This is a genomic window from Fictibacillus macauensis ZFHKF-1, assembly GCF_000269865.1.
In the GTDB taxonomy this organism is placed as follows: Bacteria; Bacillota; Bacilli; order Bacillales; family Fictibacillaceae; genus Fictibacillus_C; species Fictibacillus_C macauensis.
The window spans coordinates 262,852-277,797 of record NZ_AKKV01000020.1; the positions used below are offsets into that span (position 1 = coordinate 262,852).

Annotated in this window: 13 protein-coding genes; 1 reads left to right on the forward strand and 12 read right to left on the reverse strand. The window is 41.0% G+C overall.

Going from position 1 to position 14,946, the window contains the following annotated elements:
* Window positions 1-61: 61 nt before the first annotated feature.
* The 4 genes from A374_RS04295 to eutS form a co-directional block, all read right to left on the reverse strand.
* Window positions 62-661, reverse strand: coding sequence for an ANTAR domain-containing response regulator (locus tag A374_RS04295; protein WP_007200963.1), 600 nt, complete (start codon window positions 659-661; stop codon window positions 62-64).
* Window positions 654-2,090 (reverse strand): sensor histidine kinase, encoded by a 1,437-nt coding sequence (locus A374_RS04300; RefSeq protein ID WP_007200964.1) that lies wholly within the window; start codon window positions 2,088-2,090, stop codon window positions 654-656. The genes A374_RS04295 and A374_RS04300 overlap by 8 nt, the downstream gene beginning before the upstream one ends.
* 141 nt (window positions 2,091-2,231) lie before the next feature.
* On the reverse strand, window positions 2,232-2,723 hold the full coding sequence (locus A374_RS04305) for a EutP/PduV family microcompartment system protein (protein ID WP_007200965.1): 492 nt from the start codon (window positions 2,721-2,723) through the stop codon (window positions 2,232-2,234).
* Between the two features lie 11 nt (window positions 2,724-2,734).
* On the reverse strand, window positions 2,735-3,076 hold the full coding sequence (eutS, locus tag A374_RS04310) for an ethanolamine utilization microcompartment protein EutS (protein WP_007200966.1): 342 nt from the start codon (window positions 3,074-3,076) through the stop codon (window positions 2,735-2,737).
* 401 nt (window positions 3,077-3,477) lie between these two features.
* On the opposite strand from eutS, the gene recQ reads away from it, so the two are divergent.
* Window positions 3,478-5,592, forward strand: coding sequence for a DNA helicase RecQ (recQ, locus tag A374_RS04315; RefSeq protein WP_007200967.1), 2,115 nt, complete (start codon window positions 3,478-3,480; stop codon window positions 5,590-5,592).
* 41 nt (window positions 5,593-5,633) lie between these two features.
* Here the strand turns inward: recQ and A374_RS04320 are convergent, their stop codons facing one another.
* The 8 genes from A374_RS04320 to A374_RS04360 form a co-directional block, all read right to left on the reverse strand.
* Window positions 5,634-5,837 carry a DUF6501 family protein gene (locus tag A374_RS04320; RefSeq protein ID WP_007200968.1) on the reverse strand — a complete coding sequence of 68 codons (204 nt, stop codon included), beginning with the start codon at window positions 5,835-5,837 and terminating at the stop codon, window positions 5,634-5,636.
* Between the two features lie 141 nt (window positions 5,838-5,978).
* A complete protein-coding gene (locus A374_RS04325) occupies window positions 5,979-7,247 on the reverse strand; it encodes a dicarboxylate/amino acid:cation symporter (RefSeq protein WP_007200969.1) in 1,269 nt (422 codons plus the stop codon).
* Window positions 7,248-7,336: 89 nt separating this feature from the next.
* The gene (locus A374_RS04330; RefSeq protein WP_007200970.1) at window positions 7,337-7,579 is read right to left on the reverse strand and encodes a DUF2584 family protein; all 243 of its coding nucleotides are present in this window, start codon (window positions 7,577-7,579) and stop codon (window positions 7,337-7,339) included.
* A 74-nt stretch (window positions 7,580-7,653) separates the two neighbouring features.
* Complete coding sequence (gene odhB / locus A374_RS04335) at window positions 7,654-8,901, reverse strand: 2-oxoglutarate dehydrogenase complex dihydrolipoyllysine-residue succinyltransferase (RefSeq protein WP_007200971.1); 1,248 nt, start codon at window positions 8,899-8,901, stop codon at window positions 7,654-7,656.
* Window positions 8,894-11,770: a 2-oxoglutarate dehydrogenase E1 component gene (locus tag A374_RS04340; RefSeq protein WP_007200972.1), complete on the reverse strand. Its 2,877-nt coding sequence runs from the start codon at window positions 11,768-11,770 to the stop codon at window positions 8,894-8,896. The genes odhB and A374_RS04340 overlap by 8 nt, the downstream gene beginning before the upstream one ends.
* Window positions 11,771-12,077: 307 nt before the next feature.
* Window positions 12,078-13,010 carry an EamA family transporter RarD gene (rarD, locus tag A374_RS04350; RefSeq protein ID WP_007200973.1) on the reverse strand — a complete coding sequence of 311 codons (933 nt, stop codon included), beginning with the start codon at window positions 13,008-13,010 and terminating at the stop codon, window positions 12,078-12,080.
* Between the two features lie 111 nt (window positions 13,011-13,121).
* Entirely contained in the window at window positions 13,122-13,700 is a 579-nt protein-coding gene (locus tag A374_RS04355; RefSeq protein WP_007200974.1) for a thioredoxin family protein, read from the reverse strand.
* A 331-nt stretch (window positions 13,701-14,031) separates the two neighbouring features.
* On the reverse strand, window positions 14,032-14,856 hold the full coding sequence (locus tag A374_RS04360) for a DUF2268 domain-containing putative Zn-dependent protease (RefSeq protein WP_238535148.1): 825 nt from the start codon (window positions 14,854-14,856) through the stop codon (window positions 14,032-14,034).
* Between the last annotated feature and the right edge of the window lie 90 nt (window positions 14,857-14,946).

A 14,946-nucleotide genomic window follows, 5' to 3' on the forward strand; every position in this document is an offset into this window, starting at 1 on the left:
AAAAAAAATGCCTGACAACACACAAGCAGAACTTGAGTGAATTGTCAGGCGCCGTTGCCCATTAAGATGAAATTTTTACGGAAAAATCAAAGGATTGGTGCGTAATAATATACTGTGCAAGTTGCTTCATAACGATGCGATGATTCATGCAATAGCTGCGTAATTTTTGGTACGCACTCTCTTCATTGAGATGATGCGTTTCCATTATAATACCTTTTGCCTTTTCAATTAGCTTACGCTCTTCAATCTTTTCTTCTAGCTTTCTCATATCTTTTAATAAGCGTTTTACTTTTTGGCTTTGTGCCAGCGCAATTTCAACGGCTGGAATCAGCTGTTGCTCAGTTACCGGTTTAACGAGATAACCGACAATACCTGCTTTTTTTGCATCTTCCACGTCTTCTGTTTGACTATAGGCTGTTAAGAGGAGAACAGGAATGTTAAAGCTTTTTTCAATGATACGTGACGCTTTAATGCCGTTCATTTTAGGCATCTTCACATCCATTAAGATTAAGTCCGGTTGATGTAGTGCCGCCATTTCAATGGCTAATTCCCCCGTGTTCGCTTCAGCCGCGATTTCATACCCGGCTTCGCTCAGCATTTCCTTTAAATCCATTCGTAAAATGGATTCATCGTCCACGACCATAATCCTACCTTTACTCATGTTCATCCTCCTGTTCAATCCTAAATTCAACATACGCTGTCGTTCCATGATCAGCGTTACGAGAAAGCGTAAATTGGCCGCCAAGATCAAACGTTGTTAAATTCCGTACGATTTCTAGACCAAGATGCTCTTTACTTTCTTGAAGAGGCATCCCATCACCGTCATCTTTTACAAACAGTTGGATGGTGCGCTGATCGCTGACCATTTTCACTTCAATTGATCCTTGTTTCTTTTTTTGATACCCGTGCTTTAAACTATTTTGTAACAACTCTGTTACAACGAGTGCTAAAGAAACAGCATGACTGGAAGGAAGCGTGACCGCATCAAGCTGCAGTTCCAAGTGAATGCGCGTATCTTCCATCTCTGCCTGAAAAACAAGCATTTTTGACACTTTTTGAATGACCTCTTTAATGTCCACTTCCTCAATCCCGCTATAGGATAAATACTCATGAACCGTCGCAATGCTAACAATTCGATTTAAGCTTTCCTGATACAACCCTTTTGCCTCTTCGGGAACACCGCGTCTAAGTTGAAGGCGCAAAAGGCTTGCAACGGTCTGAAGGTTATTTTTGACGCGATGATGAATTTCCTTGATGACAGCAGACTTTACGACTAATTGACGTTCCTTCTCTCGTAAATCAGAAATGTCTCGTATGTAAAGAAGCACTCTTCCGGAGTTATCGCCGGAACGAAGCCGAATAATGCGTTTGCAATAGACTCTTCCTTCGTAGGCTTCCTCGCGTTCACTTAAGTCGCTGTGACGAAGAACCTCTCGTGTTATGAACGGTAATACCTGGTCTACCTTTTTGCCTTTATAAGAGAGCGACGACGCATTTGAATGATTTTCCATTAGACGCAGCGCATAATTGTTTGCATACAAGATCTCTCCTGTACCCTCTAAAAACAATAAGCCTTCTTCTAACACATCAGGAATCGACGGCTCCTGAGAAATAATGCCCCATACGGTTCGGCTCATTTCCTCCGTCGTTTTCGTTAATGTTTCAATGGCTTTCTCGTCTTGAATTTGAGCCGTTATATCTTTTTCTGCAATCACTACGCCAATCACCGTTCCATTGGTATGAATAATTGGCAATACATTTTGACTAACGGTCATTCCTTCAGGAGTAACCGCACGATGATTCATAACCGGCTTCCCTGATTTAAAGGAACGAAAGACAGCTGGTTCAAATGCTTTAGAAATACATTTTCCCGTTACATGTTCTTTATAAATAGGAATCGTTGTCCTAGGAATGGCTTCGGCAACAACAATCGCTGTTCCCTCATCAATAATACAATCAATAAAAACATGAGATTGTGATAAGTCTGCCATCGTTTGCAACGATTGACTTTGCTCTTGGATGAGCGCAATGGCCTCATCTTCTAAGTCGGTGTACTGACGACATAACTGGTATAGCCCAGATGGTTCCATGCGAAGACTCCTTTTGAAACAAAAAGGCTCCTTCAACACAGAGATCTCTCCTCTTTTGGTTGATAGGCGCCTTTGCCTACTGCATATTTATTTTCAATACAAGAATACTGCAAATTCCGACAGTTGTAAAGGCTTTCATGTTTAAAGTACTATATTTTCAGAATTTTCATGACAATATCGCTGTATTTCTTCGTCTGTTTCGCATGCTAGTATCGGGTAAATATGGTGAATTCCAATAGCGTTTGGAGCTGACGTTAACACGATGGGACCTGCTGACATCGCTCGACGAAGCAACGTAATACTTCGCTTCACATCGGCTTGATCGTGGTCTATTTTTGTAATAACACCGAGCGTGCGCTTTGGAATCCCTTTCGAAAAGCCTGGTGGAAAGATACACGTCGTTCGCGTAGCATCTTGTAAAAATATAACATGACTCGCCTCAAGCGATGTGGCCATAATCGTTTTATAAAACATCGGATTTTCACTATACTCACCTGGCGTATCGATAATCCAATCTTTATAATTCATCGCTTGTGTTTTTACTGCCACATGCGTCATTCCTAAAAGCGCATTCGTTAAGGTCGTTTTTCCTGCTCCAATAGCCCCGATAATCATAACCCGAGGTTGTTTCACGCTGACTCCCCCTATGATTTCGTAATAACAGATGGTGTATATTTTAAATTTTCACTTAAAAACGTATTCACTTTTTCCATTGCTAATTCTACTTCAGAAACACTGCCAACTAGCACTAAACTTCCTGTAAACCGATCGAGAAAGCCGAGCGATACGCTCGCAGCCTTTGTTGCTAAATCTCCTGCAATGATGACCGTTTCACTTGGTGTTAACGTTAAAATGCCAAGTGCTCCTGCTTGTGTAATGCCTAACTTTTCAAACATTTCCGGATCTGGATTGGCAATTAAATGACTGAGTGTCACCTGCTTACCTGGGACAAATTCTTGAATAAATCTTTTTTTATCTTCTTCCATCGTTAAATACCCCTTTCCAACAAAAAAAGCCTCTCTTCACGTTGCGTGAAAAAGAGGCGTCATTGCCGTTTTTCTCTTATTATAACATGCTATAAAAAGCTGTCCAACCCAAAACGAAAACGTTTTCTTACTAAAGATGCAAAAAGTAAAGACTACCGACTCGTTAACAGAGAATGTTACAATGAAAAAAGCAGACGCGTAGGTAGAGAATAATCAAAAGCATGACTTCCTTCACCCATGAGGGAAGGAGCGACGAACACACCTTGAGGGGTTTACATACGACAAAGAAACACACCGTGTTAGTGTAAGCTAAAAGGAGATGAAAACTGACTACTAAACTAACACAAATAGCGTTTCACTACCGTTTTATTTTAGTGAAGCTATTTTTAGTAGCAGGTACGATGTATACTCTCGCTAAAGAAGTATTAAGTAAATATTATGGCTATGCGGATTTTCGTCCTGGTCAAGATGTAATTATAAAAAGCATTTTAAACAAACAAAATACGTTAGGCATTATGCCAACGGGTGGGGGAAAATCAATCTGTTACCAAATCCCTGCTGTCTTATTTCAAGGCGTAACACTTGTTATTTCTCCTCTTATTTCATTAATGAAAGATCAAGTAGATTCCCTACAAAATGTCGGTATAGCAGCGACCTATTTTAATAGCTCCTTATCACACCATGAAGTAGCACAGCGTTTAGAAGAAACAAAACAAGGTGTTTATCAACTGATCTATGTCGCTCCTGAGCGTCTAGAGGTGGCTAGCTTTCGACACTTGTTACAGACGTTGCCGGTCTCCATGGTAGCGATCGATGAAGCGCACTGCATTTCGCAATGGGGGCATGACTTTCGGCCAAGTTACTTACGCATTAAAGAAGTCATCGAGTCCTTACCAACAAAGCCTGTCATTGCGGCGTTAACCGCTACCGCAACAGAACAAGTCAAAAGAGATATTTGTCACTTGCTACACATTGCACCACAACAAGCCTTCGTAACAGGCTTCGCTCGCGAAAACCTAAGTTTCTCGGTTCTAAAAGATGAAGAGCGACGACCATTTATTGAACGCTACATTCAACAAAATAAAGAAAACTCTGGAATTATTTATGCAGCTACCCGCAAGGAAGTCGATCAGCTTCATCATTACTTTCAAAAAAAAGGGGTTTCAGTTGGTAAATACCATGCTGGCCTATCTGAGGAAGAACGCCGCTCTTCACAAAATGCCTTTATTCATGATGATATACTCGTCATGATTGCAACCAATGCTTTTGGAATGGGCATTAACAAAACGAACGTACGGTATGTCATTCATTACAATGTGCCAAAAAACATCGAAGCGTACTATCAAGAAGCAGGACGTGCCGGACGTGATGGAGAGCTTAGTGAATGTTTATTATTCTTTTCGGCACGCGACGTACAATTGCAAAAATTCTTCATCGATCAAGGGCAGTCAGAAGAAGAGCGCAAAGCAAATGAATATAAAAAACTGCAACTCATGACCGATTATTGCCATACCGAGCAATGTTTGCAGCGTTTCATTATTGAGTATTTCGGTGACCAAACTACTACCGACTGTGGAACGTGCTCAAATTGTACAGACGATCGCGAGATGAGTGATATTACCGTTGATGCTCAAATGGTATTTTCCTGCATTAAACGCATGAAAAACCGTTACGGTAAAACACTCGTTGCCCATACACTACACGGATCGCGCGCTAAAAAAGTACAAGAGCTAAAGCTTCATCAGCTTTCTACGTATGGACTTATGAACAAGCGCTCACAAAAAGAGATTTTACAGCTTATTGACTATTTAACGGCAGAAGGCTATCTCTCTCTTTCTGACGGACAGTATCCTGTTCTTTTGCTATCTCATAAAGCCATTGCTGTTCTCAAAGGCGAAGAACGTGTGATGAGAAAACAAGCACAGCAACCAATTCAAGCCGTTTCCGAACGAAATGAACTGTTTACGCAGCTGCGCACACTTCGAAAAGAAATGGCTCAAGACGCAGCTGTACCTCCTTATGTGATCTTTGCAGATAGTACCTTAACGGAAATGAGTATCAAACAACCGCGTACGGAGCATGAGATGTTAAAAATAAAGGGAATGGGGGAGAAAAAATGGGAGCGCTACGGCGAAGCCTTTTTAACCGTTATTCTCGAATATGTAGCAAGGGCTCCTCAACCGCAGGAAACATCATCTGGCAAAAAAAATAGCCATCTTGACTCTTATCATTTCTTTATGGAGAACAAGGATATTGATAGCATTGCTAACGAGCGCGGTTTATCTCCACAAACAGTCGAAAATCACTTATTGCGCTCTGCCGAAGAAGGCTATTCTCTCCCTTGGCAACGATTGTTTTCTACAGAAGAGGAACAGCGCGTAAAAGAAGTCATTAAGACGAGTGACAGTGCTGGATTAAGCGCCTTAAAAGAACAACTTGGTGAAGATTTTTCGTACTTTACGATTAAAGCTGTTCTATGCAAAATAGCGCTTGAACAACAAGCCGTCCACTCTTAAAAAAAAGGATCTAGCAGCTGCTATGCTACTAGATCCTTTTTTTACGCGTCTACAAAATACGTTTTGTAATAGCCGCCAACTCTTCCAGAATTATCGATCACAAAATAAAATTCGTCCGTTTCATTTTGCACATCATATGATTTCCCTTCTGTAAGCATATGATGAACCATATACTTTTTCGCTTCCGTAGAAACGCACGTTACTTTTTTAACGGCTTGTTTCGCTTGCCATGTTTTATGCATCATTTTCAAGTGTCACCTCATTTTTTATTCAAGAAGTGTAAAAGCCCTTCACTACCTCTTGCTTTAAAAAGTTTATCGAGTTTTAGCGCCTATTGTCAATCACCACTCACTTCATTTTTTAGGACTTTTCTTCGTCTGTTAGCCTTACGCTGTCTTTTTTGCCATTTTCATAGCTTGAATGGCCTGGTTACTTTGTTCTTCATTAAATTCTTTTTCGCTTTTTGAGACAACGATGGTTGCAATACCATTGCCTATTAAATTAACGATCGCCCGTGCTTCACTCATAAAACGATCCACGCCAAGAAGTAAAGCAAGTCCTTCAACTGGAATGCTCCCAACAGCCGATAAAGTCGAGGCTAACACGATAAACCCACCACCTGTGACGGCAGCTGCGCCTTTAGACGTTAACATGAGTATAAGAATAATCGTCAGTTGTTGCGTGATGCTTAAATCGATGCCAAAGACTTGTGCTAAAAAAACGACAGCCATTGATAAATAAATCGACGTTCCATCTAAATTAAATGAATAGCCCGTAGGAATAACAAGCCCTGTTACAGATTGGGAGCAACCGAATTTCTCCATTTTCGCCATCATTCGTGGCAATACGGATTCAGAAGAACTCGTCCCAAGAACAATGAGAATTTCCTCTTTAATAAAGCGTAGGTAGGTCCATAAACGAAAGCCATTCGCTCTACAAATTACATTTAAAACGATAAAAACAAACAAAAACATCGTCGCGTACACAGAAAGCATAAGTTTTCCAAGCTGCGCCAACGAGCCGAAGCCAAAACTACCAATTGTAAATGCCATTGCACCAAACGCGCCAATCGGTGCTGCTTTCATAATATAGCCGATAATAGAAAAGAAAATGTGCAATAGTTTATCAAAAAAAGCAATAACGCTTTGGCCTTTTTCTCCTAGGGCCGTTAATCCTAAACCAAACAAAATAGAAAAAAACAACACTTGTAAAATATCACCTTTAGCAAATGCATCCACCATATTATGGGGAACGATATGTGTGAAAAATTGCACCCAGTCAATTTCGCCGCCACTCTTTGATGTATATTGAGAAACATCGCCTCCTTTTATTTGAGAAGGATCTAGGCCGGCACCCGGCTTTACAATGTTAACAACAATGATCCCAATAATTAAAGCAAAGGTTGTCACAATTTCAAAATAAAGAAGCGCTTTACCGCCAACTTTACCGACTTTTTTCATATCACCCATTTTAGCAATGCCAAGTACAATCGTTAAAAAAATAATCGGTGCAATGACCATTTTTACGGCATTAATAAACGTATCGCCTAATGGTTTCATATGCTGTCCAACATTTGGCCACACTTTACCAACGATCACCCCTAGCACAATTGCAAGAATGACTTGAAACGTTAAGTTCTTATAAAACGCTTTCATTTTTTAACTCCTTTCTTCAATCTCTGTATTTTTATGCTGTTTAACCATCATACCACGCTTCATAACATAACCTAAAGGCACCTTTAGGCTTAATTGACGCCGTGTAAATCCAGGAGTTTATACTGAATTTCCGTTTTATTTTCGTGCCAAGTTAAAGAATAAATGGTTGCGATTGCATGGCTTTTTGCATCTTTTGTTTTGTGAACCGTAAGTGGTACATCAAGCGGATAGAGGCGATAGCCTGCTTTAACTAAGCGATAGCTATAATCTTCTTGCCGTTCTGCTTTTCCTTTCGTTACGATCATCGTTTGCACTTCAAGTGGCATTCCCATTTTCCTTCTCCTCTCTTGATTAGAAAAAAGCTGTTTAGAAAATCATTTTGATTTTCTAAACAGCTCTCTTGTTATTAGGATTGAAGCAATAGTGTTTCTGGATCTTCTAGCATTTCTTTTACTTTTGCTAGGAAGCTAACCGCTTCACGACCATCAACAATGCGGTGATCGTAAGAAAGCGCAATGTACATCATCGGACGATTTTCCATACGCTCTGCATCAATCGCTACTGGACGAAGTTTAATGCCGTGCATACCAAGAATCCCTACTTGCGGTGCATTTAAAATTGGTGTTGACATTAATGAACCGAAAATACCACCATTTGTAATGGTAAATGTGCCACCTTGAAGTTCAGCAAGTGTTAATTTATTATCACGTGCTTTCTTTCCAAGTGCCATAATTTCTTTTTCAATGCCAGCAAACGTAAGCTTGTCTGCATCGCGAACGACTGGTACAACGAGTCCTTCTTCCGCACCAACAGCAATACCGATATCATAGAATTTCTTAAGAAGTACTTCGTCTCCTTGAATTTCAGCATTGAGAAGTGGGAATTGTTTTAGTGCCCCTACAACAGCTTTTGTAAAGAATGACATATAGCCAAGCTTCACATCGTTTTGTTGCAAGAATGAGTCTTTGCGACGCTTACGAAGCTCATTAATCGCTGTCATATCTACTTCATTAAACGTTGTAAGCATTGCTGCTGTTTGTTGAACTTCAACAAGACGCTTCGCAATCGTTTGACGACGACGTGATAATTTCACGCGCTCAACAGGTTTACCAGGAACATCTGGCGTGCTTTGTGGCGCAGCTTTTTTCTCTGGTGCTTTTGGCGCTGGCGCCGCTGGCTTTTCAGCCGCTGCTTTTACATCTTCCGGACGAACGCGTCCTAGTGGATCACGCGCTTGTACGTTAGCTAGATCAATACCAAGTTCGCGCGCTAGTTTACGTGCAGCTGGTGAAGCAAGCGGACGATCTGTTTCTTTTTTCGGTTCTGTTTCTTTTACTTCTTCTGGAAGCGCTGCTGCTGGTTTGTTATCTTCTTTCTTTTCAGGAGCTGGAGCTGCAGCCGCTGGAGCTTCGCTTGCACCACCTTCAGAAATAACAGCAATAATGTCGCCAACTTCAACCGTATCGCCTTCGCCACGCAACACTTCTTGAATGACACCATCATGGTCAGCCGTAATTTCCATGTTCACTTTATCTGTTTCAAGCTCTACAATGTTATCACCTTTCTTAACATTGTCACCTACATTTTTAAGCCATTGAGCAATGGTTCCTTCAGAGATGGATTCTCCTAGTTCTGGTACTTTAATTTCAATCACGTTCGTTGCCTCCCTCATGAGTCGTTGTTTTTGTCTGTTCTTTTCTTAATGCTACCGAAACGATGCGTTCTTGTTCTTTTTTGTGAACTTCTGGGTCCCCACCAGATGGGCTTGAACGATCAGGACGTCCGATATACTTCACAGCGACTCCTTCAGGCGCAACACCACGAAGTTTCGATTCAATGTATGCCCAAGATCCCATGTTCTTCGGTTCTTCTTGTACCCAAGAAATCTCTTCTAGGTTCGGATAGCGATTAAGGATGTCTTTAATGTCATTTTTCGGGAACGGGTAGAGTTGCTCTACTCGAAGGGCGTGCACGTGATCTAACTCTTCTGCTTTTCCTTCAATTTCCGTTGCAAGATCGATCGCTACTTTCCCACTGCTTAAAATAATACGTTTTACTTGGTCTACATTTTTTCCAAGCAACTCTTCTTCAACGACTAATTGGAAACGTCCTTGTGAAAGAAGCGTATGATCAGAAGCGACTCTAGGATTACGAAGCAAGCTCTTTGGCGTCATAATGACGAGTGGACGAACTTCTTCTTTATTTAAAATCGCTGCTTGTCGACGCAACACATGGAAGTATTGGCTTGCACTTGATAAGTTAGCCACCGTCCAGTTGTTTTCAGCCGCAAGCTGAAGGAAACGTTCAATACGTCCACTAGAATGCTCTGGTCCTTGACCTTCATAACCGTGTGGAAGCAATAAAACAAGACCTGATTTTTGTCCCCATTTTGCGCGTCCAGCTGATAAGAATTGATCAAAAATGACTTGCGCACAGTTTGCAAAGTCACCATATTGTGCTTCCCAAAGTACAAGCGTTTCTGGAGCAAATACATTATAGCCATATTCAAAGCCAACTACAGATGCTTCAGAAAGTGGACTATTGTGAATGCCAAACGATGCCTTCACTTGCGGAATATGGTGAAGCGGTGAAAACAGCTTGCCATTTTTGCTATCATGCAGCACGAGATGACGTTGAGCAAATGTTCCACGCTCTGAATCTTGTCCTGTAATTCGGATTGGTGTTCCATCACTTAAAATGGAAGCAAACGCCAATGTTTCCGCGAGCGCCCAGTCCACTTTTCCGCCTTCTTCTAGCGCATTCGCACGACGTGCTAAAATACGCTCAAGCTTCGGATACGCGTTAAACTCTTCAGGACGCTCAAGAAGCGCTTTATTAATCGCTTTCAATTGTTCATGATCCACAGCCGTATCTTGCTTAGGAATGCCCTTAACAATCGTTTCTGGAACAACAACGTCTTTTACTTCGCCAGCCGTTTTTGCACCTTTCACTTTGTCGTATTTTTCTTGAAGCATTTGCTGTACGTCTGCGTCAATTTCCTCGCCTTTGCCAGCTGCTAATACGCCCGCTGTCTCAAGCTGCTTCGCAAACAACGTACGAACCGTTGGATGGTTGTTTACTTTTTCATAAAGCGCCGGTTGTGTTACTGTCGGATCGTCCATTTCATTGTGACCGAAACGGCGGTAACCAATAAGATCAATTAAGAAATCTTTTTGGAAGCGTGTACGGTACTCATATGCTAACGATGCCGCGGCAATACAAGCAATTGGATCGTCTGCATTCACGTGAACAATCGGAATTTCAAAGCCTTTTGCAAGGTCACTTGAATATTTCGTTGAACGAGAGTCATAGCTTTCAGTCGTAAAGCCGATCATGTTATTGGCAATAATATGAACGGTACCACCCGTTTGGTAGCCTTTTAAGCGACTTAAGTTTAATGTTTCCGCTACAATTCCTTCACCTGGGAACGCTGCGTCACCGTGAATGGAAATCGAAAACGACTTATTCACATCTTGAACAGGATAGCCCGCTTCAGTTCGTACTTCTTGAGCCGCACGTGTGTAACCTACAACGACTGGATTTACAAACTCTAAGTGACTTGGATTGTTAGCAAGCGTAACGCTTGCTTTCACTGTATTTTCTTCAATCGAACGATCGGCACCAAGGTGATATTTCACATCGCCAGACCAACCAAAGTTAATTCCTCGAGAACCTTCAGAAGGAATAAGCTCTTTGTTTGGCGAATGATGAAACTCAGAGAAAATTTTCTCATATGGTTTACCAAGCGTATGCGCAAGCACATTTAAACGGCCACGGTGAGCCATGCCGACCATGACATTTTTCGTTCCATTTTTTACGCTCTTAGAAACAATCTCATCAAGCATTGGTACGAGAATGTCCAATCCTTCAATCGAGAAACGCTTTTGTCCAACAAAGGTCTTATGCAAAAATTTTTCAAAGCCTTCTACTTCGGATAACCGCTTTAACAAGGCAATTTTTTGCTCATTTGTCATTTCAGGATATAGGTAACCTGATTCCACCATGTTGTTTAACCAGTTGCGCTCTTCTTCGACATGCACGTGGCTAAATTCATACGCTAATGATTTTGTGTAAAGATCTTTCAGACGAAGAATAGCATCTAGCGCTGTTTTCACATCGCGAGGTGCCTCACTCCAAATAAGAGTGGCTGGAATCGTTTTCAAGTCTCCCTCGCTCAATCCATAGTGAGTAGGGTCCAGCATTTTAATATTTTTTGGTGTTTCATTAAGGGGATGAATATCAGCTGCTAAATGTCCGTATGTACGGATATTTTCCGCAAGCTTTGATGCGGCTACGATCTTGCTTACAGGCAATCCTGAAGAAGCTTGTTGCGTAGGCGCGATGTTTTCATCTGCTTCATCAGTAGATGGTGGCGGACCCCACGCTTCAAATTGTTGTCTTAATTCCTCGTCAACTGAATTAGGATCAGCGGTATACTGTTCAAACAATTCAATCACATAACCGAGGTTAGGTCCGTAAAATCCCTGCCATGGAGAATCCTGGCTCGGACGGTTTGTACTCATTGGTTGATACCCCCTGCTGCATTTTTAATCGCAAATTTTAACAATAATAAAGAGAACGGAAAGAAGTTCTCAAAAAAGTGCCTGTTTTAAAGCAAAAGCAAATCTGTCATCAAGGCTTCCATCCCCTAAAAGCCTAACGGTGAAACCCATCATTTGCCAAAAGTCTTTCTTTTGCCATAAAGAAAAAGGTATTTCTTGAACTTCTTTATTAAACGTTTTCATGGTTATTTTAGCACAGTATTGCCACACGTCAAAAGTTAACTTTCAAAAAAAATAACCGGAAGCATGGAAATGCTCCCGATTTCAGCTACATACTATAGGTTTTACGCTTATTTTTGGGCTGTAAGCGCACCATCCACTTATGTTTAGAAAAAGAAAAAAGAAGAAGTGCCAACCAAATAAAGCAAAAAGCAATGAGATGAACCGTTGAAAATAGTTCATGATATAAGAATACGCCTAATAAAAGCATAATAGATGGCGCGATATATTGTAAAAAGCCAACCATTGCAAGCGAAATTCGTTGTGCACCTGATGCAAAAAACAAGAGCGGAATGGCCGTCGCTATGCCTGCACATAAAATGAGCGCGTTAATGCCAGCTCCTGAGGTTGCAAAAACGCCAAAGCCACGCTGTCCCCAAAACAGAAGAAATAGCAGCGCTAGCGGCGTTACAAACATCGTTTCATACGTTAAACCAAGCACCGCATCATAATTACCCAATTTTTTTACTAACCCATATAAACCAAAACTTAAGGCAAGTGATAAAGCAATCCATGGAAAGTGACCGTATTGAATGGTTAACATCAATACACCAATCAACGCCACACCAAATGAAGCTTTCTGCCAAAAGTTTAACTTTTCTTTTAACACAATAATGCCAAGGAGCACTGAGATAAGCGGATTGATATAATAGCCCATACTCGCTTCAATGACATGATCTGCATTGACGGCCCAAATATAAATAAGCCAGTTCGCACTTATCAGTAAAGAAGCGGCTAAAATCGCAAAAAAGTGCTTGCGTTCTGTAAATAATTGTTTTAAATTTTGAAAAAAGGCACGCGTTTTTCCGGTTACAACTACAATGATCATCATAAAAACAAAAGACCATACTATTCGATGAGAAAGGAGCTCACCTGCCTCGATGCTATGAAGCGGCTTCCAATAGAGTGGTAAAAATCCCCACATGAAATAAGCGAGCGCTGTAAAAATAATCCCCTTCGTGTGCTCTGACTGTTTGTTCATCGATGTACTAACCCCTATCTGTTCAATTTCTATCGTCCTTATTATAGTGAAGTAAACATCATTGTACAAAAAAAGTGCTCTAAGCTCTTCACCTCATAAAAAAAGACCTTCTTAACGAAGATCTTTTTTACGTGCTTGTTTAAATAATGTTAGCACACTATCGGTGACCGACTGCCATAATTCACGATCGGTAGAAAGACGTTGACGAAAATTTTGATACATAACTTGTTGTGCAGAAGCAAAGTCTGGATCCTCGCTGTGAGGGAGTTTCGCACGCTCTGCCATAATATGTTCTTGAACAGCCGCAGAGCGCGGTCCCCATACTGCCCATTCCTCACCATGTTCATCAAAAAAGATAAACTTGGGAATAGCTCGCGCTGTTCCGTTCGTTAAATAGCGATCCATAAGTTCTAGGTTCTCATCACGAATTAAGTAAGAAAGCTCAATGTTTGCTGCTTCTGCCATTTTACTAATAACAGGGACACAAAGAAGTGCGTCGCCACACCAATCAGCGGTGAGTACAACCCCTTTAATCTTTTTAGTAGATAGCAACGCAAGCTCACTTACTTCTGCTTCTGAGAGCGTGTAGTTTTGCTCAATGCTTAACAGTTCTTCTTGATTGGTCGTCATATTTTCAATATAAGCTTCTTTCGTCATTCCTTTTTCAAACCAATACGGCAATGTTTTCATTTTATTCACCTCTTGCTTGATTGTAGCGCGTTACGCCTTATTTGAAAAGTGTACCGCACATAAATCACTGAGTGAAATTTGTACTTTTAAGACGGCAATAAGCAAGCATCTAAACTGTATTATAACAGATTTTCTCTCCGAAGAATGCTATAAAAAGTGATATCATTTCTCTGATTGGCCAAAACGCATAATCTTACCTTTTCATTCCAAAAAACAGCTACGTTGTTCACTGTAAGTAGCCTTTCATCCTAGTCCATTTCGCTTATAATCATCCTTCTCCATCTTCCAGCTATTATACGTTTTTTCTGCTCTATAACAGGATTTGTAACTTTCAAGTAAAGAGGTCTTCAGCGACAAAAGCAGCACTTGGTAACAGCGTTAGCTCTTCAATGGAGAGTGAACTATTTTTTTCCATATAGCGCTCGATTAAGTAGAAGCCTATGGCATAACCACCCCAAAACGGCAACCCTTTTTCTTTACTTCCAAACATAAAGGGATCGGTTGCAGCTCCACTACAATCAAGAGAATGTTTAAACGTACTTTCCCATAAGGAGAGAGCTTCAGACTTTGTTAACGCCTCTTTATATGGCCCGAGATTATGCTCTCCTAGTCTATTCTTAACAAAATGTTCGGCTAAGCCTTCTAGTATGAGACGATCAAGTAACGTCTCTTCCTCTTCTGCTCCCCCCACAGCACTCATGCGCCAAAGATGATGATATTCGTGAGTAATGACCGATTTTAACGTGTGACGGACGTTTTCTGCTGGGAAAACAACAAATGAAATAATACCATTCCAATCGGTAAAAGCAGAAACGCCACCTAATTTCGAGCGTACGAACGCATCTTGTTCATCTAACAGAAAGAGGTCAAACTGTACATCCCTTTTCGTAGGATACTGACGCGCTAATGCTTTCAATTCTTCGGTGATCAACCGTTCAAGATCAAGCGCTTTTATCAATGCTACCTGCTTTTCAAGTACCGAAAGCTCCTTCGTATAGTGAAACAATCCAAAAAATGACATCGTTTCAAATTCCTCTTCCTTAAAACAGAAGCTAGTTAACAATGTTTCTTTCACGTTCACAGCAGGATTGCCTTTTACAGTTGAAATAAACGTCTCCATTTGTGCAAGACGACCCCTATTTTTCACTATACCCACATTTACCACCCTTTCTAAAACGACCCTTTTATAGAGACTTTAGTGTATCAAAAAAAAAGCAAAAGCAATCCACAATGGACCGCTTTTGCT